This window comes from Pseudomonas sp. LBUM1673 (assembly GCF_059695645.1).
In genome coordinates, this window is sequence record NZ_CP166780.1 from 2,284,211 (window position 1) to 2,307,990 (window position 23,780).

General features: G+C 59.4%; 22 protein-coding genes and 2 pseudogenes. 14 read left to right on the forward strand and 10 right to left on the reverse strand.

Annotated features, from left to right (window positions below):
* Positions 1-139 precede the first annotated feature (139 nt).
* The 3 genes from ACA044_RS10265 (at position 140) to ACA044_RS10275 (ending at position 3,810) form a co-directional block, all read left to right on the forward strand.
* Positions 140-1,456 (forward strand): Na+/H+ antiporter family protein, encoded by a 1,317-nt coding sequence (locus ACA044_RS10265; RefSeq protein WP_497447198.1) that lies wholly within the window; start codon positions 140-142, stop codon positions 1,454-1,456.
* A gap of 146 nt (positions 1,457-1,602) precedes the next feature.
* On the forward strand, positions 1,603-3,279 hold the full coding sequence (ctpM, locus tag ACA044_RS10270; RefSeq protein WP_497447199.1) for a methyl-accepting chemotaxis protein CtpM: 1,677 nt from the start codon (positions 1,603-1,605) through the stop codon (positions 3,277-3,279).
* Positions 3,280-3,645: 366 nt separating this feature from the next.
* Entirely contained in the window at positions 3,646-3,810 is a 165-nt protein-coding gene (locus ACA044_RS10275) for a metallothionein (RefSeq protein ID WP_129437072.1), read from the forward strand.
* Between the two features lie 47 nt (positions 3,811-3,857).
* On the opposite strand, the gene ACA044_RS10280 is transcribed toward ACA044_RS10275, so the two are convergent.
* The 3 genes from ACA044_RS10280 to ACA044_RS10290 form a co-directional block, all read right to left on the reverse strand.
* On the reverse strand, positions 3,858-4,085 hold the full coding sequence (locus ACA044_RS10280; RefSeq protein ID WP_497446251.1) for a DUF6555 family protein: 228 nt from the start codon (positions 4,083-4,085) through the stop codon (positions 3,858-3,860).
* Positions 4,086-4,385: 300 nt separating this feature from the next.
* Positions 4,386-5,432 (reverse strand): purine-nucleoside phosphorylase, encoded by a 1,047-nt coding sequence (locus ACA044_RS10285; RefSeq protein ID WP_497446252.1) that lies wholly within the window; start codon positions 5,430-5,432, stop codon positions 4,386-4,388.
* Between the two features lie 24 nt (positions 5,433-5,456).
* The gene (locus tag ACA044_RS10290) at positions 5,457-6,413 is read right to left on the reverse strand and encodes a nucleoside-specific channel-forming protein Tsx (protein ID WP_497446253.1); all 957 of its coding nucleotides are present in this window, start codon (positions 6,411-6,413) and stop codon (positions 5,457-5,459) included.
* Positions 6,414-6,890: 477 nt separating this feature from the next.
* On the opposite strand from ACA044_RS10290, the gene selD reads away from it, so the two are divergent.
* Together selD and mnmH are read left to right on the forward strand one after the other, a co-directional pair.
* Entirely contained in the window at positions 6,891-7,925 is a 1,035-nt protein-coding gene (gene selD, locus ACA044_RS10295; RefSeq protein WP_497446254.1) for a selenide, water dikinase SelD, read from the forward strand.
* Positions 7,925-9,028, forward strand: a complete 1,104-nt coding sequence (gene mnmH, locus ACA044_RS10300; RefSeq protein ID WP_497446255.1) for a tRNA 2-selenouridine(34) synthase MnmH — start codon at positions 7,925-7,927, stop codon at positions 9,026-9,028. Before selD ends, mnmH begins: the two co-directional genes overlap by 1 nt.
* 138 nt (positions 9,029-9,166) lie before the next feature.
* On the opposite strand, the gene ACA044_RS10305 is transcribed toward mnmH, so the two are convergent.
* Entirely contained in the window at positions 9,167-9,838 is a 672-nt protein-coding gene (locus ACA044_RS10305; protein WP_497447200.1) for a histidine phosphatase family protein, read from the reverse strand.
* 319 nt (positions 9,839-10,157) lie between these two features.
* Here ACA044_RS10305 and ACA044_RS10310 point away from each other — a divergent pair, with 319 nt between their 5' ends.
* The 3 genes from ACA044_RS10310 (at position 10,158) to hemB (ending at position 12,938) form a co-directional block, all read left to right on the forward strand.
* A complete protein-coding gene (locus ACA044_RS10310; protein ID WP_497446256.1) occupies positions 10,158-10,865 on the forward strand; it encodes a glutathione binding-like protein in 708 nt (235 codons plus the stop codon).
* 23 nt (positions 10,866-10,888) lie between these two features.
* Complete coding sequence (locus ACA044_RS10315) at positions 10,889-11,731, forward strand: PhzF family phenazine biosynthesis protein (protein WP_497446257.1); 843 nt, start codon at positions 10,889-10,891, stop codon at positions 11,729-11,731.
* Between the two features lie 232 nt (positions 11,732-11,963).
* A complete protein-coding gene (hemB, locus tag ACA044_RS10320; RefSeq protein WP_497446258.1) occupies positions 11,964-12,938 on the forward strand; it encodes a porphobilinogen synthase in 975 nt (324 codons plus the stop codon).
* Positions 12,939-13,010: 72 nt separating this feature from the next.
* On the opposite strand, the gene ACA044_RS10325 is transcribed toward hemB, so the two are convergent.
* Together ACA044_RS10325 and ACA044_RS10330 are read right to left on the reverse strand one after the other, a co-directional pair.
* Positions 13,011-14,540, reverse strand: coding sequence for an FAD-dependent oxidoreductase (locus tag ACA044_RS10325; protein ID WP_497446259.1), 1,530 nt, complete (start codon positions 14,538-14,540; stop codon positions 13,011-13,013).
* 114 nt (positions 14,541-14,654) lie between these two features.
* Entirely contained in the window at positions 14,655-15,530 is an 876-nt protein-coding gene (locus ACA044_RS10330) for a LysR family transcriptional regulator (RefSeq protein ID WP_497446260.1), read from the reverse strand.
* A 203-nt stretch (positions 15,531-15,733) separates the two neighbouring features.
* On the opposite strand from ACA044_RS10330, the gene ACA044_RS10335 reads away from it, so the two are divergent.
* The 4 genes from ACA044_RS10335 (at position 15,734) to ACA044_RS10350 (ending at position 19,059) form a co-directional block, all read left to right on the forward strand.
* The gene (locus tag ACA044_RS10335) at positions 15,734-16,651 is read left to right on the forward strand and encodes an NAD-dependent epimerase/dehydratase family protein (protein WP_497446261.1); all 918 of its coding nucleotides are present in this window, start codon (positions 15,734-15,736) and stop codon (positions 16,649-16,651) included.
* A 26-nt stretch (positions 16,652-16,677) separates the two neighbouring features.
* Positions 16,678-17,868 carry an MFS transporter gene (locus ACA044_RS10340; RefSeq protein WP_497446262.1) on the forward strand — a complete coding sequence of 397 codons (1,191 nt, stop codon included), beginning with the start codon at positions 16,678-16,680 and terminating at the stop codon, positions 17,866-17,868.
* Positions 17,869-18,028: 160 nt separating this feature from the next.
* A complete protein-coding gene (locus ACA044_RS10345; protein WP_497446263.1) occupies positions 18,029-18,652 on the forward strand; it encodes an NUDIX hydrolase in 624 nt (207 codons plus the stop codon).
* Positions 18,649-19,059, forward strand: coding sequence for a MerR family transcriptional regulator (locus ACA044_RS10350; protein ID WP_305422374.1), 411 nt, complete (start codon positions 18,649-18,651; stop codon positions 19,057-19,059). The genes ACA044_RS10345 and ACA044_RS10350 overlap by 4 nt, the downstream gene beginning before the upstream one ends.
* 2 nt (positions 19,060-19,061) lie before the next feature.
* Here ACA044_RS10350 and ACA044_RS10355 read toward each other — a convergent pair whose 3' ends face one another.
* Together ACA044_RS10355 and ACA044_RS10360 are read right to left on the reverse strand one after the other, a co-directional pair.
* Positions 19,062-19,448, reverse strand: coding sequence for an acyltransferase family protein (locus tag ACA044_RS10355; protein WP_497447344.1), 387 nt, complete (start codon positions 19,446-19,448; stop codon positions 19,062-19,064).
* A 22-nt stretch (positions 19,449-19,470) separates the two neighbouring features.
* Positions 19,471-20,022: pseudogene (locus ACA044_RS10360) on the reverse strand (Gfo/Idh/MocA family oxidoreductase); the annotation flags it as partial.
* Between the two features lie 201 nt (positions 20,023-20,223).
* Here ACA044_RS10360 and ACA044_RS10365 point away from each other — a divergent pair.
* Positions 20,224-21,318 (forward strand): DUF1615 domain-containing protein, encoded by a 1,095-nt coding sequence (locus tag ACA044_RS10365; RefSeq protein WP_497446264.1) that lies wholly within the window; start codon positions 20,224-20,226, stop codon positions 21,316-21,318.
* 213 nt (positions 21,319-21,531) lie between these two features.
* On the opposite strand, the pseudogene ACA044_RS10370 reads toward ACA044_RS10365, so the two are convergent.
* A pseudogene (locus ACA044_RS10370) lies at positions 21,532-21,993 on the reverse strand (phage infection protein); the annotation flags it as partial.
* Between the two features lie 363 nt (positions 21,994-22,356).
* Here ACA044_RS10370 and ACA044_RS10375 point away from each other — a divergent pair.
* Positions 22,357-22,977: a glutathione S-transferase gene (locus ACA044_RS10375; protein WP_497446265.1), complete on the forward strand. Its 621-nt coding sequence runs from the start codon at positions 22,357-22,359 to the stop codon at positions 22,975-22,977.
* 128 nt (positions 22,978-23,105) lie between these two features.
* On the opposite strand, the gene ACA044_RS10380 is transcribed toward ACA044_RS10375, so the two are convergent.
* Positions 23,106-23,546, reverse strand: a complete 441-nt coding sequence (locus ACA044_RS10380) for a CBS domain-containing protein (protein ID WP_305502617.1) — start codon at positions 23,544-23,546, stop codon at positions 23,106-23,108.
* Positions 23,547-23,780 lie beyond the last annotated feature (234 nt).

Sequence of the window (23,780 nt, forward strand, 5' to 3'; positions counted from 1 at the left end):
GCCACAGGGCCGTTCGCTTTGACAAGGGAACGATGCTGCGGCACAGTGCGCGCCCTCTAATAAAACCCTTTCTTTAATCCGCTGGCGGCTCATGCAGACTGCCGGCCGGACTCATTCCGTTTGCCTTGAGGTAACGATGATTAATGCAGTAATTGCCGCGGTCGGCATCATGCTGATACTCAGCCTGTCCCGTGTGCATGTGGTAATCGCGCTGATTGTGGGCGCGCTGGTGGGTGGTTTGACCGGTGGTCTGGGCATCGATGCGACTCTTAAAGCCTTCAACAACGGCCTCGGCGGCGGGGCGACTGTTGCTTTGTCCTATGCGTTGCTCGGCGCGTTCGCGGTGGCCATCGCCAAGTCTGGCCTGGCCCATGCGCTGGCCGACAAAGCCCTGGCCATGGTCGATCGCCAGCACGCCAATGGTGGCGGAAATGTCAAATGGCTGCTGATCGGTTTGCTGTGGGTGGTGGCCATCGCTTCCCAGAACATTTTGCCGATTCATATCGCCTTCATCCCGTTGCTGGTTCCGCCTCTTCTCTATGTGCTGACCAAGCTGCAACTGGACCGTCGATTGATCGCCTGCGTCATCACCTTCGGTCTGATCACGCCGTACATGTTCCTGCCCGTGGGCTTCGGCAACATCTTCCTGAATGAAATCCTGCTGGCCAACGTCGCCCGTAGTGGCGTGGACATCAGCGGTATCAACGTCACCCATGCCATGGGCATTCCGGCACTGGGCATGGTTTTTGGCCTCGCGGCAGCCTTCATCAGCTATCGCAAGAAACGTGTTTACGACCTGGAGAAGATCGAGCAGGTCGAACAGGTCGCGGTGCAGTACAACCCGTTGAGCCTGATGGTCGCCGGCCTGGCCATTGCCGCCGCGTTCATTATTCAGTTGCTGCTGGACTCGATGATTATCGGGGCGCTGGCGGGATTTCTGATTTTCTCGTTGTCGGGCATTGTGAAGTGGCGCGACACCGATGACCTGTTCACCGAGGGCATGAAGATGATGGCGATGATCGGCTTCATCATGATCGCCGCATCCGGGTTTGGCGAAGTGATCAAAGCCACCGGGCAAGTGCAGACACTGGTCGAAACCTCGGCCTCGTGGATCGGCCACAGCAAAGCCATCGGCGCTTTGCTGATGTTGCTGGTGGGCCTGTTAGTCACCATGGGCATCGGCTCGTCGTTTTCCACTGTACCGATTCTGGCGGTGATTTTCGTACCGTTGTGCGTGCAACTGGGCTTCAGCCCGATCGCGATCGTTTGCATTGTTGGCACTGCCGGCGCGTTGGGCGATGCCGGCTCACCCGCCTCGGACTCGACTCTGGGCCCGACCTCCGGTCTGAATATCGACGGCCAGCATCACCACATCTGGGACACCGTGGTCCCGACCTTCCTGCACTACAACCTGCCGTTGTTGGTGTTTGGCTGGGTAGCGGCGATGGTTCTTTGATTTTACTCCTGTAGGAGCCAGGCTTGCCGGCGAAGGCGTCCTCGAAATCGCCTTCGCCGGCAAGCCTGGCTCCTACAGTTTTACGTTGGCCTGCCGTTATAGCTTTTAACCACGCCAACACAATCATAAGAGTGAACGTCATGCGCATGAGCCTGAAGGCCAAAGTCCTGTCCCTTGCCGTCCTCCCGGTGCTGCTCTTTGCGCTGGTCATTAGCCTGACCACGCTGTTCATTCTGCAGGAGCAGGCCCGCAAGGAAGTCGAGGAAACCCGTCAGCGCCTGCTCAGCGATGCCAAGGCGACCTTGCAAAGTTACGTCGCCGTGGCCATGACCACGATCAAACCGCTCTACGACGCGGCCGCCCCCGGCGATGACGCGGCGCGGGCCCAAGTGATCAAGTTGCTGTCGAGCATCACCTACGGCAAGGACGGCTACTTCTTCGGCTACGACTCCAACATCGTGCGCCTGTTCAAGGCCAACAGCCCTGACGGCGTGGGCCAGATCTTCAAGGACAATCGCGACCCGAACGGTGTCTACGTCAACCGTGACCTGGTGAAAGTCGCCAAGGACGGTACCCACTACCTGCAATACAGCTCGCCGCTGCCTGGCAATACCCAAGTGCTGGTGCCCAAGCTCGGCTACACCGAATACCTGCCCAAGTGGGACATGGCGTTTGGTACGGCAGTCAACCTCGACGGCATCGAAGCTCAAGTCGCGTTGGTCGAAGCCAAGGTCCAGGAACGCATGCAAGGCGTGGTGCTAAGCATTGTCGGGATTGCCGTGGTGGTGCTGCTGGTGATCGCTGCCGCCGGGATGCTGCTGGCCAACACCATTTTGCGTCCGCTGAACCTGATGAAAGCCAACCTCGACGACATCGCGGCGGGCGAGGGCGACCTGACCCGGCGCCTGACCATCACCAGCCAGGATGAACTCGGTGAACTGGCCGGCTCGTTCAACCGTTTTGTCGACAAGATCCACGGCCTGGTGCGCCAGATCACTGAAATGACCTCGCAACTGACCGGGCTGGTGAATCAGGTGTCCGATCAGGCCCAGCGTTCGGATCAGGCCATGGAACGTCAGCGTCACGAGACCGATCAGGTGGCCACGGCGATCAACGAAATGTCGGCGGCGGCCCAGGAAGTGGCCAAAAGTGCGCAAAACGCGGCGGTCGCTGCCCAGCAGACTGATGAAGAAGGCCAGGCTGCCAAGCGCGTGGTGGCCGGCAGCATTGTGAAGATTCATGCGCTGGTGAACGACATTCGCAGCAGCGGTGTGTCCCTCGACAGCCTGCAAAAAGACGTGTCGTCGATTGTCAGCGTGCTCGGGGTGATCCGTTCGATTGCCGAACAGACCAACCTTCTGGCGCTCAACGCCGCCATTGAAGCGGCCCGCGCCGGTGAGGCCGGGCGTGGTTTTGCGGTGGTTGCCGACGAAGTGCGGGCACTGGCCAGTCGCACGCAAATCAGCACCCAGGAAATCCAGAGCATGATCGACCGCTTGCAGGCCGGTACCCAATCGGCGGTCGAGGCCATGCGCCGCTCCAGCGAGGCTGGCGACGGCACATCGGCCCAGGCCAACGAGGCGGGAGCGTCTCTGGACGCCATGGCCCAGCTGATCGGCACCATCAACTCGATGAACGCCCAGATCGCCAGCGCCGCCGAAGAGCAAACCGCTGTGGCCGAAGAGATCAACCGCAGCGTGCACCAGATCGCCGTGGCGGTAGACAGCGTCGCCGACGAAACCCAGCTCGGCGCCCAGACCTCGCGCAGCCTGGCTGACCTCGGTCAGCGCCTGGGGCATCTGGTCGGGCAATTCCGTATCTGATTGATATTGCTTTTGTGGCGAGGGGGCTTGTCCTGATTTAAGCCCTGATGCGATCTGTAGCAGCTGCCGAGCCCGCGAGGCTGCGTTCGGCTGCGAAGCAGTCGTAAAACCAGAGATTACGGTACCTCAGGCAGACCGCGTCAGCCGGATTCACGACTGCTGCGCAGCCGAACGCAGCCTCGCAGGCTCGGCAGCTGCTACAGCCGAGCGCAGAGCTGCTACGGGATGCAGCATCGCGACTACCCTCAATAGTAAGCGAACACCGTCCTAGCGTTTGTTTGAACCCGTTTGCGGAACGGGCGGTCATTTGCTTCAGGTGTCGCGCATCCGCGGTACCCGGACGACCATAACCCTGGAGTCAGACTCATGATCGACAGTGAAAGTATCTGCGACTGCCCCAAATGTTCCTGCAAACTGGGCGAACATCCGATCGCGCGCCACGGCAAGCACTATTGTTGTGAAGCCTGCGCCAAGCACCACGAACATGGTGAAGAATGTGCCAGCAAGGGCTGCAAGTGCGCCAAACGCTGACAGTTCATCCAAAAAAAAGTGGAGCCTGATCGGGCTCCACTTTCATTTCAGCTCGCCGGTCGCCAGGTAACGTTCTCGACGCCGAATTTTTCCGCCAGTGGTTTGCTGGTCTTTTGCACCCTCTCACGGCCAAAGCGCGGGATCCGGCCGACTCCGGCGTCGCAACTTGCCCAGTGCCAAGCCTCTGCATTGTCCATTTTCTCCAGGCGGATAATGAAAGACTTGGGCTTGCCATGAAGGGTGTATTCAATGACGAAAAGTTTTGCGTTGTTCATAAAGCCTGTATTCCTCCCTGTTGTAATAGAGGGATCGCGAGGCGCGCGAAAAATTCAGTCAGATTGCCGGAGGGTGACAGCCGGACGCCTCGCTACCATGGAGCCTTCCCGACCCCTCAATGATCCTAGCCTATGGCCCTGGCAGGCGCCGCCTGATTGGAGCATGCCTGGGGTGGTTGCCGTAGCCCAATCAAAGTGGGAGCGGGCTTGCTCGCGAAGGTGGTGGGTCAGTCGACATCAATGTTGAAAGATAGACCGCCTTCGCGAGCAAAGCCCGCTCCCACAGGGGGGAGTGTCAGATCAGGCTTCGGGAACACCTTTCTCCCACGCCGACCAATTCTTCAAAATATCCTGCACCAACGGATTCCCCGTGCGGTACAGGTTTTCCAGTGCCGGCACAAAACCGCCCTGATCGGCGTATTTGAGCAGGTTATCCACCTCACTCTGGCCCGGCGCCGGCCGGTCGAAGTCGGAACCGGCGCGCACCACCGCCAGGCGCCGGACATCCACCAGACCCTCGCGACTGGCCCGTAGCAGCGCCTCGTAGGTGGAGTTGTCTTCCTGCTGAGTGGTGCAATAGACCCCTTCGTTGTTGGTCAGCAGCCTGGTCCATACTTCTGCCCGCTCACTCAACCGCGTCCCTGAAAACCAGGTATTGCCCGCGAGCGTATCGCACTGGGTCACCACGGGCGGCTGATTGGCCGGGGCAGACGGATACTTCAAGCGCCATGCCGCCGATTCCTTACTCTCGCTCAGTTCCACCTTGTGGGTCAGGGCGAAGGCCTTGGCCTGCAACTTCGGGTTGAGTTCGAAGACTTCGGTCTTGTAATCCAGCGGCGGCTTTTCGTTCGGGCCTTTGGTGTTGATGCCCAGGTAACCGGTCGGCCAGTCTTTCGGCGCGTCCCGGGAATCCAGCTCCCACTGGGTGCCGAACTCCACCAGATAGTGCGCCCACGCGGTGGTGCCGATGGTGCCGTGGTGGGGGCTGATGCCGGCAATCCCGGCGATCAGGAAGTAACTTTTGCGCAGGTCGAATTTCGGTGACAGCGCCAGGGCCAGGGTCGAGGCTGCCGCGTTGGTCTGGCCCATGCCGGTGACCATCAGGCACACCTGTTGGGTGTTGCAGCGAATGTTCGGGTACTCGGCAGACAGTCCCGGTACGCGCACTTCTTGCTTGAGTTCCAGGCGATCGATCCAGTTTTGCGCCTCGGGGGCGAACATGGTGATCAGCATCACTTTCGGCTGGATCGGCGCTTCAGTCGCCCATGCAGTGGAAGAGAGCAGGGTGCCGCAGGCAAGGGACAGGGTTACGGACAGGGACAGAGAAAGACGCGTCATTGCTTTCATAAAACCTCCTGATTCAAATGAGCCTTAAAACTGATAACCGACACCGGCGTAGTAGCCCCAGCCGTTGGAACGGGCGCGGAAGTCACCGTCGCCGAAATTCAACTCACTGCCATCGTCCCAGTTACCGCCGTTGTGGAAATAACGGCCGACCAGGGTGAAACGCAAGTGGGTGAAGGCGTAGAGCAACACGTTGGTCGCCACGGTGGCGTTGGCGGTGCGGGCCGGGTTGTCCTTGTGCAGGTCCGAGCCGAAGTCGAAGTTGGTGAAACCGATGTAGGTCAACGAAGCGCCGTTGCTGAAACTGCTGATGGGCACGATGTATTTGAGCTGGGCGCGGTAACCGTCCCACGAATATTCATTGCTGGCGCCGTAGTTTTCCCACTGGTAGCGGCCATAGAAGTTGGCCGACAGATTGACTCGCGAATGGGTGTCGATGTCGGTGCCGAGGCCGCTGTACAGCGTATTGGCGCGGTTGGCGCTGTTGCTGCCGTGGTCGTAGATCCAGTCGAACGCCACGTACCATTCCTTGAACGGTCCGACAGCCAGGCTGCGGCCGGCCAGGTAGTCGATGGAGATGCGTGGTTCGTGCTCCATGAACACCGGCGAGCCGTGGTCCCAGACGCCTTTGTCATGGCTGTTGCCGATGTCGAAGATCTTCGGAATGTCGATGTAGCCGTACAACTCGAACGGCCCCTTGCGGCCGAAGTACTCGTACTCCAGGTAGATATCGTCGGCCGGTTGCGGGCCGAAGCTGATGTCTTTGCTGCCGATGACGGTCAGGTCCTGGTTGAACCAATCCGACAGATAGGCACCTTTTTTCGGCGGGTTGGTTTCAGGGCTGAGGACTTCGCCTTGGGCGGATTCTTCGGCGGTGGCCGGTTGGGCCAACACCTGGCTGCTGAGTAGTCCTGTAACGCTGGCCAGCAGCAAGGAAACAACAAACATGCGTGAGCAAGTCACGCGATTGGAGGTGCAATGCATTAAAAGTCCCTTTTCGTGCGGATCGAAAGCTCGGTGGTGCGGGCTTGCGCAGTTAGGTGGCGAACAGGCCGCTATCGGCGACTCGCAAACGTTTGCACAAGGCATACCAGTTTGTTCAATACGCTGAAAAATAGAGGGAATTGATGGTTTTGCTGTCCTTTCGGTCAAGGATTTCGGGGGGGATGAGCAGAAGGAGTGACATTCAGGGGGAAGGGGGATCTGGTGTGGATATGCACCAAAGTGGTGTCAACTGTCAGATGAGTAACCCGATCAGTGACCAAGGACGGGCAAAGGAGCTTTTGTGGCGAGGGGGCTTGCCCCCGTTCGGCTGCGCAGCAGTCGTAAACCATTCAACACGGTGCTGTGGGCAAACCGCTTTGTCTGGTTTGGGGCCGCTGCGCAGCCCAACGGGGGCAAGCCCCCTCGCCACAGGGTTGCTGTAGAATCTTCGGCACTCTCTTCACAAGGTGCACCCCCATGAGCGAGCCGATCCGTCTGACCCAGTACAGCCACGGCGCAGGGTGTGGCTGCAAGATTTCGCCCCAGGTGCTGGAGGTGATTCTGGCCGGCAGTGGGGCGCAGAATCTGGACCCGAAACTCTGGGTCGGGAACGCTTCGCGCGATGACGCGGCGGTGTATGCCATCGACGAAGAGCGCGGCGTGGTGTCGACCACCGACTTTTTCATGCCGATCGTCGATGACCCGTTCGATTTCGGCCGCATTGCCGCCACCAATGCTATCAGCGACATTTACGCCATGGGCGGCGATCCGTTGATGGCGATTGCGATCCTCGGCTGGCCGGTCAACGTGCTGGCGCCAGAGATTGCCCGGGAAGTGATTCGCGGCGGACGTTCGGTCTGCGATGAGGCAGGGATTGCTCTGGCCGGCGGCCATTCCATCGACGCACCGGAGCCGATCTTCGGCCTGGCCGTGACCGGGCTGGTGGAAAAACGCCACATGAAGCGCAACGACACCGCGACCGCCGGTTGTCTGCTCTATCTCACCAAGCCCTTGGGCATCGGCATCCTCACCACAGCCGAGAAGAAGGGCAAGTTGCGCCATGCCGACATCGGCCTGGCCCGCGACTGGATGTGCACCCTGAACAAACCCGGCAGCCGTTTCGGCAAACTCGATGGTGTGACCGCAATGACCGACGTCACCGGTTTCGGCCTGCTCGGGCACTTGGTGGAAATGGCCGACGGCAGCAAAGTGACCGCCCGCATCGGATACGACCGGGTGCCGCGCCTGCCGGGGGTCGAGTATTACCTCGATCAGGGCTGCGTGCCGGGCGGTACGCTGCGCAATTTCGACAGTTACGCCAGCAAGGTCGGCCGGCTCCAGGAGTTGCACAAACGTGTGCTCTGCGACCCGCAGACCAGCGGCGGTCTGCTGATTGCGGTCACCCCTGAAGGCAACGAACAATTCCTCAAAATAGCCGCCGAACTTGGTCTGGCCCTTGAGCCGATCGGCGAACTGGTCGAGCGACAGACCCACGCGGTTGAGGTGATTTGATGTCCAACGACAGCACCAATTACCGCGACATCTTCCTCAACGACCGGCCGCTGATGGATGTCCGCGCGCCGGTCGAATTCCTCAAGGGTTCATTCCCCGGCGTGGTCAACCTGCCGCTGATGAATGACCACGAGCGGCAACGGGTCGGCACTTGCTACAAGCAGCACGGTCAGCAAGCGGCCATTACGCTGGGGCATCAATTGGTGGCCGGCCAGATCAAGGCCGAACGCATCCAGGCCTGGGCCGATTTTGCCCGGGCGCATCCGGATGGGTATTTATATTGTTTTCGCGGCGGGCTGCGTTCGCAGATCGTCCAACAGTGGCTCAAGGATGAGGCGGGTATCGACTATCCGCGCGTCGGTGGCGGCTACAAGGCCATGCGCACCTTCTTGCTCGACACCCTCGACCAGGCCGTTGCCCAGTGCGATTTCGTCTTGCTGGGCGGCATGACCGGCACCGGCAAGACCGAGCTGCTCACGCAATTGAACAACGGGCTGGACCTTGAAGGGCACGCCCATCATCGCGGTTCCAGTTTCGGCAAACGCGCCACCGGGCAACCTTCCAACATCGACTTTGAAAACCGCCTGGCCGTGGACGTGCTGAAGAAGCGCGCCCGGGGTATCGAACAGTTCGTGCTGGAAGACGAGAGCCGCGCGATTGGCCGTTGCGCGCTGCCGTTGCCGCTGTATCAGGGCATGCAGCAGTTTCCGGTGGTCTGGTTGGAAGACAGCCTGGAAGGGCGGGTCGAGCGGATATTGCACGATTACGTGGTGGACTTGTGTGCCGAGTTCATCGATGTGCAGGGTGATGAAGGCTTCGCGCTGTTTTCCGAGCGGATGCTGGCGAGTCTGAATAATGTCCAGAAGCGCCTGGGTGGCGAACGTCATCGGCGGATGTTGACCTTGATGGAAGACGCGCTGGCGGAACACGCGAACAGCGGTGCCGTGGACTTGCACCGGGGCTGGATCGAAGGGTTGCTGCGCGAGTATTACGATCCGATGTATGCGTTTCAGCGGGAGAAGAAGGGCGCGCGGATCGAGTTTGTCGGGGAGCGGGGGGCTGTACTTGAGTACCTGCGGGAGCGGGGTAATCAGCGGGGGTGATGTTGTTTTAGCTAGCCTCCTCGCGGGCAAGCCTCGCTCCTACAGGGGATCCCAGTGACCACAGCATTTGTGTGCAACGAATATCCACTGTAGGAGCGAGGCTTGCCCGCGAAGAGGCCCTGACTGGCGCCCGGTCGCTTACGTCGGACAAGTCTCCTGACCGTTATCCAGCCCTTGCTTGTAGCTATGGCTCTGCAGGCTGGCCTTGCCGTTGTGCCAAGTCAGCGTTAACACGTACAGCGAGTCGTAGTCGCTGGATTCCCAATCATCGGTGATGTTCTGCTTCTTGCCGACGGCTTCCCCGGCGACCTTGTTGATCAGCTCGGGCAGGTAGCCGTGGGACCAGGCGGTATAGATGACTGAGTTGTGATACTTGTCGTGCAGTAGCTCATCCGCCAGGTCGCTGGTGTCGTTGGCCGAGAAGTTGATGTTGACCGGCAAGCCGAGCTTGATCGCGCTGGGACTGATGGTCATCAGGGGCCGAATGTAACTGTAGGAGTTATCCAGTTCGCCTTCCTCGACATTGCGCGTCGGGTTGGCGGCGAACACGTAGTTGGCCTTGCCGAATTTTTCCGGCAACAAGGTGGCCAGGTCGATGGCGCGGTTGAGTCCCTGACAATTGAGCTGACCCAGGCCGCCGTCCGGTTTTTCCGCGTGGCGCAAAAACACCAGCGTCTGGGTGCCGTCCGCCGGTTGGGCACGGCTTTCACTGGACTCCAGCGACAGGAACAACGCGCTGACCGCCAGCAGGGAGGGCAGGAAGACATACGCGCGATGCTTGAAGCGTTTGGCGAATTTCAATGGGTTCATCATCGAATAGGTCATCTTCAGCGCATTTCGGTTAAGGCTGACAAACCTTGACACCGCGAGCTCCCAGCATCGGGTGTTTTCCATGTCGTTGACCCGGTCTGCTTTCTACAGGGCATTGCTCAGAGTCCTCTGAAGCCCATTTGGTTCGATCCGAGCGAGGTGCCTGGCACTGTAGCGGCAACCTTGAACGGGTTGGGGAAAAGGTTATCGACTGGATGTTGCGGATTTAAGTAAGCCAGCGGTGGCGGTGAAAAGATCGCAACCATCGGTCGGTGATCCTGGATTATGCTCAACCCTTTCTTAGTACCGGATGCCCCTTATGACCGATTTGTCTGCATTCCCCATCACCCGAAAATGGCCGGCCCAGTACCCGGAGTGGATCCAGCTCTATTCCTTGCCAACGCCCAATGGCGTCAAGGTTTCGATCATGCTCGAAGAGATCGGGCTGCCCTACGAACCGCATCGTGTGGGCTTCGACACCAACGATCAGTTGTCTCCCGAATTTCTGTCGCTGAACCCCAATAACAAGATCCCGGCGATCCTCGACCCCCACGGTCCAGGGGATCAACCGTTGGCATTGTTTGAGTCTGGGGCGATTCTGATTTACCTCGCCGACAAGAGCGGGCAACTGCTGGCGCAGGAATCGGCGGCACGTTACGAGACCATTCAGTGGCTGATGTTTCAGATGGGCGGTATCGGGCCAATGTTCGGCCAACTCGGTTTTTTCAACAAATTCGCCGGCAAGGACTACGAAGACAAACGTCCTCGTGATCGCTACGTCGACGAAAGCAAGCGCTTGCTCCAAGTCCTCGATGGCCGTCTGCAAGGGCGCGACTGGATCATGGGCGAACGCTACACCATCGCCGACATCGCGACCTTTCCGTGGGTGCGCAACCTGATCGGCTTCTATGAGGCCGGCGACCTGGTCGGTATCCAGAATTTCCCCAACGTCACCCGCGTGCTGGAACGTTTTCTGGCAAGGCCGGCGGTGATTCGCGGGCTGGAAATCCCCAAGCAACCCCTTTGATTTCCTCATCACCAAGGTAGGCAATGAGCTCATTCGATTTCAAGCAAGTAGATGTCTTCAGCCACGTCGCGCTCAACGGCAACCCGTTGGCGGTGGTATTCGGCGCAGACAGGCTCAGCGATGAGCGCATGGCGGCATTCGCGTCCTGGACCAACCTCAGTGAAACCACTTTCGTGCTCGAACCCCGGGACCCTCGGGCCGACTATCGAGTACGCATCTTCACCACTCTTCAGGAGTTGCCGTTCGCCGGTCACCCGACGCTCGGTACCTGTCATGCCTGGCTGGAGGCCGGTGGGGTGCCCAAGGGCGAGGAGATCATTCAGGAGTGCGGCGTCGGCTTGGTGCGGGTGCGTCGGCAGGGCGCCGAGCTGGCGTTTCTCGCGCCACCGCTGCTCAGGTCCGGCCCGGTGGACACCGAACTGGTCGAGCGCGTACGGCGGGGCCTCGGATTGGCGCCGGGCGCGATTGTGCGAGCGCAATGGGTCGACAACGGTGCCGGCTGGCTGGCGGTGATGGTCGAGGATCGTCAGCAGGTACTGGACTTGCAGCCGGATCATTCGCAGATGCTTGGCCTCGCCGTCGGTGTCATCGCGCCGTGGTGCGTCGAGCGCGATGGCGCTGACGCGCAGTTCGAAGTGCGTGCGTTCATCTCCGGCGACGGCATGCCAGAAGACCCGGCCACCGGCAGCCTGAACGCCGGGATTGCCCAATGGTTGCTCAGCGAAGGGCTGGCCCCGGCGTGTTATGTCGTCAGTCAAGGCCTGACCATGGGCCGCGGCGGGCGGATTCAGGTCGAGCAGGTGGGGGATGAGATCTGGATTGGCGGCGCGGTGGTGACGTGTATTACAGGAATACTGGCGATTTAACCTGTGGGAGCGGGCTTGCTCGCGAAAGCGGTGGGTCAGTCGACATCAATGTTGAATGATAGGCCGCCTTCGCGAGCAAGCCCGCTTCCACAGGGTTCTGTGCTGGATGCGGGGATTGTTGCCGAACCGGTAACGCTTTGTTCCGCGTCTGAGGTTTGTGCCTCGCGCCTTGCAGGGCATAAGCTTCGCCCCCTACGACTTTTGTCTCATCCGCTGTTTTTCAGGAAGGCCCATGCCCAGTCAGTTCCCCGAAGCACGTCCACGCCGTCTGCGCCGCAATGCGAGCCTGCGCAGCCTGTTCCAGGAAACCGAGTTCAGCTTGAACGACCTGGTGCTGCCGATTTTCGTCGAGGAAGAAATCGACGATTTCGTGCCGATCAAGAGCATGCCCGGGGTGATGCGCATTCCCGAATCTAAGCTGGCTGGCGAGATCGAGCGATACGCTCGGGCCGGGATCAAGTCGGTGATGACGTTTGGCGTGTCCCATCATCTGGACAGCAATGGCAGCGATACCTGGAACGACAATGGTCTGGTGTCGCGCATGTCGCGCATCGCCAAGGACGCCGTGCCGGAAATGATCGTGATGTCCGACACCTGTTTCTGCGAGTACACCGACCACGGCCATTGTGGTGTGCTGCACCACCACGAAGTCGACAACGACCAGACCCTGATCAACCTCGGCAAACAAGCCGTGGCGGCCGCTCGAGCCGGCGCCGATGTGATCGCACCGTCGGCGGCCATGGACGGGCAGGTCCGGGCCATTCGCCGGGCGCTCGATGAAGCGGGTTTCAGCCAGACCGCGATCATGGCCTATTCGACCAAATTCGCCTCGGCGCTTTATGGCCCGTTCCGCGAGGCCGGCGGCAGTGCGCTGAAGGGCGACCGCAAAAGCTATCAGATGAACCCGATGAACCGCCGCGAAGCCGTGCGTGAATCGCTGATGGACGAACAGGAAGGCGCCGATGCGCTGATGGTCAAACCGGCCGGCGCGTACCTGGACATCATCCGCGACATCCGCGAAGCCTCGCGTTTGCCGCTGTCGGCGTATCAGGTGAGTGGCGAGTACGCGATGATCAAATTCGCCGCCCAGGCCGGGGCGATTGATGAAGACCGAGTGGTGCGTGAGAGCCTGGGGGCGATCAAACGGGCCGGGGCGGATTTGATCTTCACCTACTTCGCGATGGACCTGGCCCTGGCCGGGATCTAAAAAATCAAAAGATCGCAGCCAGGTGCACTCAATCTCATGTAGGAGCTGCCGCAGGCTGCGATCTTTTGATCTTCAGTCAAAGAAAGGCCGAATCCCACGGTCCCGGAAATACCGCTCGATCACCTTCGGATCGGCGCTGTAGTCGGCAATCGCTACGTAGGTATCCGGCCGTAGCAGGTAAAACCCGTTGCGCGCCAGCCCCACTGTTTCAAACGCCGGCCGCCAGTCGAACATCTGCAACGGCAGGTGATGCTCGGTGCACCAGGCAATCATTTCATCGCTGGTGTCGCCATACACATGCACCTGCCAGGTCGGATTTTTCAGTGACTCGAAATTGTCCCCTTCACCGTCGTGGGCCCAGGGCAGGCGATCACCGCCGTGAACATGACCTGCAACGCCCTCGCTCAACGGCATGCCGCGATAGTTGAGGGTGGTCTGCGACACCGTGCGAAACAGGAATTCCCGAGCGGCTTCCAGTGATGTCATTTTCGGGATCAAAAAGGGTGCCACGCGGGTGCGCAGCAAGTCGGCAATTGGCCCTTCGGCCGTGACGAAACTGAAGACCCGGTCAGTAGTCGCCACCAGTCGCCGGGCAAAGGCGATGCGTTCGGTTTCATAACTGTCGAGCAATTTGGCCGAGGCGCCACCACTCAACACCGCCGCGAGTTTCCAGGCCAGATTGATCGCGTCGCCAATCCCGGTGTTCATGCCCTGGCCACCCGCCGGGCTGTGGACATGGGCGGCATCACCCAACAGAAACGCGCGCCCCGTGCGAAAGTGATCCGCAACCCGGTGATGCACGCGGTAGGTCGAGAACCAGTTCACCTGATCGATCTGCACTTTTAGATGCTCGATGGCCCGGCTGCTGACGTCTTCAAACTGGAGGGTTTCGGCACGGTCGGCGCGTTCGTCGCGAACCGTGCCGATCAGGCGGGCGCGACCTTCGCCCGCCAAGGGGAATACGGCGAGAAAGTCGGCTTCATCAAGGTCCACATGCAGTTCACCGTTGAACGTGGGGCCGCGGGCCTGCACATCTGCTACATAGAAAATCTGCTGGTAGGTGCCTCCCGGAAAACCGGTGTCCAGAGTTTTGCGCACAATCGACCGGGCGCCGTCGCAGCCGGCGAGGTAACAGGCCTGGCAGGTTTCCTGCTGACCATTCGGCAAGCGCAGTGTCGCGGTGATGCCGTCGCCGGTTTCCTCGAAGCTTTGCAGCTCGGTGTTGCGCTCCACCGTAATACCGAAGGCCTCCAGGCGTTCGATCAGCAGGCGTTCATGCTCGTCTTGCGGATACATTTCCAGAAACGCGTAGGGCGTCAGACCCTCGCCGATGGTGCTCAGAGGCAGGCGCGCAACGGGTTCGCCCTTGACCCAGAAATTCGCTGCGCACACGCGATGGCCGTTCTGCACCACGGCGTCGCTGAGGTCGAGCTGGCGATACAGTTCAAGGGTTCGTGCCTGAACGGCCAGAGCCCTGGACGTGGTACCGGGGGCCGACGTCTTGTCGATGATGCGTACCTGCACGCCGAGCTTGCTCAGCCAAAGCGCCAGCACCAGGCCGGTGGGCCCTGCACCGATAATCAGAACGTCATTGCGGTTCATCTTGTCCCCCAGAGCAAAGGCAGGCGCCATGGGATCAGGCGGTGAACTTTAATTGAAGGCCATCGAGGGCGCCGGCGCCAGTAACAGGCTTTCGACGCGCCAGCCGATATGCCCTCAGAAATCGACGGACTTGATGAAATCGATGAAGGCTTTCTGGCGTGAAGTGTGCTGATGCGCGTGGGGCCAGAGTGCGTGGATCTTTGTCGAGTTGGCCGTGTGGTCCAGCAACATCGGTGTCAACAGCCCTTCACGCAACGGCTTGCGAATCGAGATATCGGGCAGGCAGGCGATGCCTAGGCCTTTGAGGGCGAAATCGATTCGGGTGTTGATGTCGTTGCAGATCATTGAAGTCGGCAGGTGCAGCTCACCGCAATCATTGAGTGGCCAGGGTTCGACCTTGCCCGAGTTCGGTGAGCGATAGTGCAGCAACTTGTGCTCGAGCAGTTGCTGAGGGCGGGTCGGCACCCCATGGCGAAGTAGGTAGGCGGGGGAGGCGACGATCAGCCGGCGGAAATCCCCCATGTGGTGCGCGCGCAAATTGCTGTCGGCACCGTCGCCGACGCGAATCGCCGCGTCGAAACCTTCCTGGATGATGTCAACGTTGCGCTCGGCGTAATCGAGTTCCAGCTCGATTTGCGGATAGCGTTCATTGAAGCGCGCCAGGTGATCGAGAAACACGTCACTGATGGGGGCGAGGCTGATCTTGAGTTTACCCTGTGGCAAGTCGGCGGCGCTGCTCAGTTCCGTCTGGATTTCTTCTATCTCATCCAGAATGCGTCGGCTGCGTTCCAGCAGCTTTTCACCTTCGGGGGTCAGGGAAATGCTGCGGGTGCTGCGCTGAAACAGCTGAACGCCCAGGCGCTCCTCCAGCCTTGAAATCCGTTTGCCGATGGCAGAAGCCGAGACGCCCATGGCGCGGCCGGCCGCCACGAAACTGCGCAGTTCGGCGACCTGGACAAACACGGAAAAAGCAGCAACGGACTCGAGCATGAAGGATCCTGGATTGCGGACGTTGACGGCCGTACAGACTGGAACGGTAACCTACTTTTTCCGCAATGCCTATCGCTCTAACCTTCACAGCAGCCGCAATTGCGCAGGACCTACCGGGCAGTAACGAGCGATACGGATATGACGGCGCTCAGGATGAGCAACGGCGCTTTTAACATTTTTTCAGAACGACAGGAGTCGACATTTTGAAGGCATTTGTGACGGGTGTTACGGGGTACATCGGTGGATCGATGGCCATGGCGCTGATCGACCGGGGGTATGAGGTCTATGGCCTGGTGCGCTCCGCTCATCAAGCATACGAGGTGGGGAAACTGGGGATCATCCCGGTGTTCGGGACGCTCTATGACACTGAGACGATCAAGAAGCAGGTACTGGCGGTGGACCTTATCGTCAACGCTGCCAACTCGGACAATGCCTATGTGGTCTCCACTTTGCTGCAGAGCTTGCGGGGTTCGGGCAAGACGTTGATTCACTACAGTGGCACCAGTGTCATTGGTGATCGCGCGGAGGGGGCAGGTTCCGATCAACAGTGGACCGAGCAGACCCAGCCTCGGCCAAGGTTGGAGAAAGTCGGTCGGGTGGCGATCGACAATGCCATCAGAATGGCCGGTCAGCAGGGCTTTAGAACGCTGGTGGTATGCCCGACGATGGTGTTTGGCGAAGGGCGAGCGCTGCACAAGGACTCGATTCAGATTCCGCTGCTGACACGACTGGCCCGTGAGCATGGGGTGGGTGTGTATGTCGGCAGTGGTGAAAATCGTACCGCTTTTGTGCACATCGATGACCTGGTCAGCCTGTCGCTTTTGATGCTGGATAAGGCCGAAAGTGGTGCTTACCTGTTCGCCGAGAACGGCGAGGTGTCGATGAAGGAGCTGGCACAGGTCATCAGCGAAAAGCTTGGGTTCGGTGGACGTATTCAGTCGGTACCCATGGAATACATTCTGCATGAATGCTGTGCACATGACCCGGAAGAAGCCGAGTACGGGCTGGGTTCGAACATTCGGGTCAGTGGCCAGAAGGCCCGTGACTTCGGCTGGGAACCGCAGCATTCGGATGTCATTTCCTGGATTCGGGACAGCCAGAGTCAGGGATTTTCAAAATGAGCATTGCGATGAATGGAAATATCCAGATGAGAGACGACCGCGTCATGAGTTGGCCGCTGTTCGCGTTGGCGATTGCGGCCTTTGCGATCGGCACCGCCGAGTTCATCATCATGGGCCTGTTGCCTCAGGTATCGGCCGACCTTGGCGTGTCGATCCCGTCTGCCGGTTATCTGGTGTCGGGTTATGCGTTGGGTGTGGTAGTAGGCGGGCCGTTGCTGGCGTTGCTCGTCGGCAAAATGGAAGAGAAACGCGCATTGTTGATCCTGATGGCGATTTTTACGGTGGGCAACATTGCCTGCATGATCGCTCCCGGATTCAATTCGCTGATCGTCGCCCGAGTGTTTACCGCGTTCAGTCATGCATCGTTCATCGGCATGGCGGCAGTTTTGGCGTCGCGTATCGCGCCTCCTGGCAAGGAAGGGCGGGCCATGACCCTGATGTTCACCGGCATGACCCTGGCCAACGTGCTGGGTGTTCCGGTCGGGTCGCTGGTGGGGCAAGTCTACGGTTGGCGCACCACGTTTCTGGGTGTGGTCGCGCTGGGCATTATTTCGCTGCTGATGGTCTGGTACCTGGTTCCGGCCAAGGCCAGCGCCAGCAAGAAAAACACACAAACCAATCTGCAAGGCATGAAGCGCCCGATCATCTGGCTGGGCCTGATGACCAGCGTCATGGCGTCGGCGAGCATGTTCGCGTTTTTCACCTACATCGTGCCGATCCTGCAGGATGTGACCCATGTCGAGCCGAAGTTCGCCAGCGTTGCGTTGCTGGTGTGCGGCCTGGGTATCACCGTCGGCGGCCTGCTGGGCGGCAGACTGGCTGACTGGAGCCTGACCCGTTCGCTGGTGCTGACACTGATGGCCCTGATCGCAGCGCTGGTCAGCTTCTACTGGACCAGTCATTTCGTGTATCCGGCGGTCATCAACATGGCGGTGTGGGGTTGCCTGTCGTTCTGCGTGGGGATGTTGCTGCAAGCGCTGATCATTCGTGTGGCCGGCGAATCCGCCAACTATGCGTCCACGCTCAACGTAGGTGCGTTCAATTTGGGCAACGCGATCGGTGCCTGGGTGGGTGGCCGCGTCATCGATGCCGGCATGCCGTTGAACTCCATCACACTGGTTGCTGCGACCATTTCCCTGGTGACGTTGGTCATGGTGCTCGGGATGTTCTTGAGTCGTGATCGCAGCTTGCTGAGTTATCCATCGGCGAATGCCTGAGTCTCGGCCAGCGAGGGGCTGCTGTCGGTTCCTCGTTGGCCGCGTGGCTCAAGCCCGGGCATTACACGCTGTATTGCCGGACTCGCCATGGGACAGTAATGTATCACCGCAGCCATGTGCCGAACGATGCACATCGGAAAAAACAGCACGGATGCTTTCAATGATTGATGAGCCGAACGACGCCACGTCAGCTGTCTGGCGGGTAACAGGGAAGACGGTTGTACATGAGAACCCATGGTTTTCAGTCGTGGATAATGCAGTGCAATTACCCGATGGCCAATCCATCGATTATTTTTGCGTCCACCATGAGCGCCCGGCGGTGGGCATCCTGGCCTGCCGCGAAGGCAAGATACTGCTCATCCATCAGTACCGGTTTCTGGTCGGTAAACGGGTCTGGGGACTGCCTTCGGGCAATGTCGATCCACACGAAAACCCGCTTGAGGCCGCTCGGCGAGAGCTGCTTGAAGAGACCGGTTACACGGCACGGGACTGGGCGCCGCTGATTTCATTTCACCCCACCTATGGCAGCAGTGATCAGCGCTTCGAGATCTATCAGGCGCACGATGTGCAGTGGGCGACGGATCGCTTCGATACCAACGAAGTCCTGCAGGTGCGCTGGTTCGCGCCAGCGGAAATTTTTCAGCTGATTGCCAGTGGCCAAATGACGGACGGGCTGTCCCTCGTACCTATTCTATTGAGCGTGTACCAACCCGCCGCAACGCTCGGTGGCGCAGGGCAATGCCCATCGATCTCCAGTCAATTTGAAGCAAGGACGCCCACATGAAGATCAATGAACTGTCGAAGAAGTCTGGTGTGAGTGCACGCATGCTCCGTTATTACGAGGAGCAAGGACTGATACGTCCGATGCGTCTGTCTTCGGGCTATCGCGACTATTGTCAGAATGACATTTCCATTCTCAAGAACATCAAGGCGCTTCAGGAAGCCGGACTGACGCTGAATGTCATTAGGGTGCTAATGCCCTGTATCATCAGTCAGCCGGTCAGGTTCGATCCTTGCCCGCTAATTGTCGCCACACTCAAGGATCAGCGGCTCAAGTTGCAGCAGACCATCGAAGATCAGTCACGGGCGCTGTCGATTCTCGAACAGTACCTGGATGAAACCGGTCAGATGGACATTCCCGAAGTACTGCCGAACTCGATGTGGGAGTCCGGCAGTGTGGCTTACGCCTGAGATCAGCCCGTCACCGACACTTCACGGGACAGCCGCGCTTTGCGCAGGTAGCGCATGGCCGGCTGCTCGATGAGGCGGTAGGTGAGGCGGGCGATCAGTATCGCCACACTCGCGAACACCGCGATCGAGACCGCAGTGGCGCCGTTAGTACCCAGCCCGGCCTGAGTCAGGGCGCGTGCCAGGTCATGCATGAAATAGTTGAGCTGGTTGTGCACCAGGTAAATGCTGTACGAAATCACCCCCAACCCATAAAACGGCTGCCCGCCGATGATCCGCGCCGGGAGGTTGTTGCCGGCCTGCAGTGCCAGAATCAGCAGGGGGAAGCAGGCGACGATGAGGATATCCGCGTGCTTGCTTTCCATGGGCGAAGGCATCCAGACAGATTTCATGGTGTGAGTCGTTTGGCGTAGCAATGTCCACCACGTCGATCGATGGATCGCGGGTCACGGTTTTCCAGTCGGTACCGTGTTCGGACCAGCCCCAGCGAGTTGCTTCACGTTCTGCGGCCTGGGCATCGGTGTCGACGATGCGCACCAGGTCGAAACGGTCGGCGGGATCTTCGGTGTAACCGGCCAGATTGTTCATTGAAAGGCTGTGCAGTTTCGCCATGTACCCGGCGCCGACCATACCTACTCGAAAAGACTTTGCTGCTTGCATGTTTCCTGGCTCCCTGTTGGACGTCATGTCTGGATGCCCGATGGGGGGCAGGTCACCGTGCGGTAACCTGCCCCTTTTTGTTTCAGGCGGCGCCATACCACCCTTGACAGTGGTGTGAAGGTCAACAAGATTTTTATTTTTTTCACGCAAGTGCAGCGTATGCATGGAACGCAGTATTACGCTGCTTGGGATGCATGGTTCTGAGAGCAGCAGGAGCCGGGTTTCACATGACTGGAAGGTTACAGCGGCGCGTATGGGTGAAGACATTGGGAACAAGCGGATCATGTAAAAAGGCCCTGCTGCCATTAAGCGTCCGCGTTATTTCAGGCAAACCGTATTCATCGAACTACGACTGCTTCGCAGCCGAACGCAGCCGAACGCAGCCGCGCAGGCTCGACAGCTGCTACGAGAGTTATGTGGGAACAGTCAGCAGCCGTCACAGTCATAGCCTGCGCCATGCCATTGATCGTATGGTTAACCCGGCTCAACGGACTTTGATGGAGCACCATGCAAGCCAATCGATTGATCATGAGCGTCGCGGCACTGTTGGTCCTGGCCGGTTGCGGTACCCAACGCACTCAGGAACCGCCGGCCCGCAAGCCTGCCGAGGTCAAGGCAGAGATCATGCGTCTGCTCCCGGCCAAGACAGCCGACCGCCAGGGCTGGGCCACGGACATCTACGCGGCATTTGCCGCGCAAAAGATTTCACCGACCACGCAAAACCTGTGTTCGGTACTCGCGGTCACTGAGCAGGAATCGACGTTTCAGGCTGATCCTCCGGTGCCGGGCCTGGGCAAGATCGCCCGGGACGAGATTGACCGCCGCGCTGCCAAAGCTCACATCCCCGGCTTGCTGGTCAGCGGTGCTTTGCAGGTGAGTTCATCCAATGGCAAAAGTTACAGCGACCGACTGAATGCCGCGCGCAGCGAAAGAGAACTCAGCGCGATTTTCGATGACTTCATCGGGATGGTGCCCATGGGCCGGACCTTGTTCGATGGCTTCAACCCGGTGCACACCGGTGGGCCGATGCAGGTCAGCATCGACTTTGCCGAGCAGCAGGCGCGGGATTATCCCTATCCAATGGACGGCTCGATTCGCCGCGAAGTGTTCACGCGTCGGGGTGGCCTGTATTTCGGTATCGCCCATTTGCTCGGTTATCCGGTGAGCTACAAGCAGCCGCTGTATCGCTTCGCCGACTTTAACGCCGGCTGGTACGCCAGCCGCAATGCGGCGTTTCAGAACGCGGTAAGTCGTGCGACTGGCATCCCGCAGGCGCTGGATGGCGATCTGGTGCGCTACGGCTCGATCATGCCCGGCACCACGGAATTGGCCGTGCGCACCCTCGGCAAGCAATTGGACATGCGCAACCTGACCATTCGGGATCAATTGGAGGAGGGTAAAGGTATTGAATTCGAGGACACCAAGCTCTATCGGCGAGTCTTCGCCCTGGCCGAACAGGCTGAAGGCCGGCCCTTACCCCGCGCAGTGTTGCCGGGGATCGTGCTGCAAAGCCCGAAAATCACTCGCAAACTCACCACGGCGTGGTTCGCCAAGCGGGTCGATGAGCGTTATCAGCGCTGCATGAAGCGCTCGGGGAGGTAACCGAGCCAGAAAATGGCTAAAAAAAACCCGGCTGATGAGGCCGGATTTTTCATTGAGTACCGCGGTAAAACCCTTCATTCAAGCAACGCGATTCTGGATCAGGCGATCCGAACCGCCTTCAGCCACACGATTCTCGATCAGACGATCGGAACCGCCTTCAGCCACACGATTCTCGATCAGACGATCGGAACCGCCTTCAGCCACACGATTCTGGATCAGACGATCGGAACCGCCTTCAGCCACACGATTCTCGATCAGACGATCGGAACCGCCTTCAGCCACACGATTCTGGATCAGACGATCGGAACCGCCTTCAGCCACACGATTCTCGATCAGACGATCGGAACCGCCTTCAGCCACACGATTCTGGATCAGACGATCGGAACCGCCTTCAGCCACACGATTCTGGATCAGGCGATCGGAGCCACCTTCAGCTACACGATTCTCGATCAAACGATCCGAACCGCCTTCAGCCACACGGCGTTCCAGCAGGCGATCCGCGCCACCTTCGGCGACACGATTGTGTTGAAGACGGTCGGAACCCCCTTCGGCCACACGACTTTCAATCAGACGATCCGAGCCGCCTTCAGCGACGACCGGGTGAGCAGAGGAAGCGGCGAAAGCGTTAACTGCAAAAACCGAGAAAGCGATGCTGAGGAGGATTTGGCGTTTCATGATGGTGTGCTCCGGGGTGTTATGGGTTGGGTATGGAGCGGATGTTACGCCGAGGATTTTTTATGAGAACTTCATTGACGTGATGGTGAACATCGACGCCGATGATGATTGCAAACGAGGCCCCTGTGGGAGCCGCTTTGATCTGGCGAGGGGGCTTGCCTGTGGCGAGGGAGCTTGCTCCCGTTGGGCTGCGAAGCGGCCCCAAAAAAGGAACTGCTGCGCAGTTCAACGGGAGCAAGCTCCCTCGCCACAACAGCCCCCTCGCCACAGCCCGCTCCCACATGAATTGCGCTTAACTGACTGGTATTCGAGCGCAATCTTCGGTAGCTGCTACAAAGAGAGAGTCGCAGAGGAGAATTAGTCATGTACCAGCTCTACGGACATCAGAACTCGGGTGCGGCCGCCATCGAAGCCGCCCTGGAACTGTGTGAGGTTCCTTATCGCTTCATCGATGTTTCATCGTCCCCGGAGGCGCTTCAGGCGTTGGAGAAACTCAACCCGCTCAAGCAGGTTCCCACCCTGCAGCTGCCCGATGGCGGCGTTCTCACCGAGAGCGCGGCCATCCTGATTCATCTGGGCCTCACGTTCCCGGAGTCGAACCTGCTGCCGGAAAACCCGCTCAAGCGTGATCAGGTTGTTCATGGCCTGGTGTACATCGTCAGCAATTGCTATGCAGCCATCGGCATCATCGATTATCCCGAGCGCTGGCTGGCCGAGGCCGACGAGTTATCCCGGAAAAACCTCATCGCCGGTGCCCGCCAGCGCCTGCATTGGAATTGGGAGGTGTTTGCCGATCAGTTCGCCGGCAAGTTGTATCTGGGGGATGGAACGCCGGGTGCGCTGGATATTCTGGCAGCGGTGGTGACGCGGTGGGCGGGCACTCGGGAGCACTTGCGTGTTGCGCGGCCGGGGTTCTTCGCCTGGCTCGAACGCTTCGACCGGCATCCTGCATTGGCACCGGTTTTCGCGCGGCATTGGCCATAGGTGCACCGCCAAACAAATGTGGGGGGCTTTTGTGGCGAGGGGGCTTGCCCCCGTTCGGCTGCGAAGCAGTCGCAAAGCTTTTGGGGCCGCTTCGCGACCCAACGGGGGCAAGCCCCCTCGCCACAGGATCACTCGCCGCGGATGTACTGCTCCAACTGCCGAATCAGTTCGGCCTGTTCGGCAATGGCTTCCTTGACCAGGTCGCCGATGGACAGCAAGCCTATCAACTCGCCGTTTTCCACCACCGGCAAATGCCGCAGGCGTTTTTCGGACATGATGCCCATGCAGGTTTCGACGGTTTGATGGGTGTCCACGGTGATGACCGGCGACACCATGATGTCGCTGACCGGTGTGCCGACGGAGGAGCGCCCCTTGAGCACCAGTTTGCGCGCATAGTCACGCTCGCTGATGATGCCGACGACCTTTCCCTCTTTCAGCACCGGTAACGCGCCGACGTTTTTTGCGGCCATCACCATCAGCGCTTCCAGCACCATTTGATGAGGCGCAATGGTGTGGACTTCCTGATTCTGTTGGGCCTTTAACTTGAGCAGTTGGGCGACGGTTTTCATGGCGGTTTCTCGGGTGTTGTCGTTGTTCTTGAAGAATCGTAGAGACACGCTCACAGAGCAAGGCATAAAGCGGCACATAACTGGCAAATAGCGTCATTCAGCGATTTTTCTTTATGAAAGTCCGTCCCTAATGCCGGTAAGTTAAGAAATTTGAGCGACGAAAATCCTGTGGGAGCGTGGCTTGCCCGCGAAGAGTGCACCGCGGTTTTTCAGGTACTACGCGTCATCGTTCTT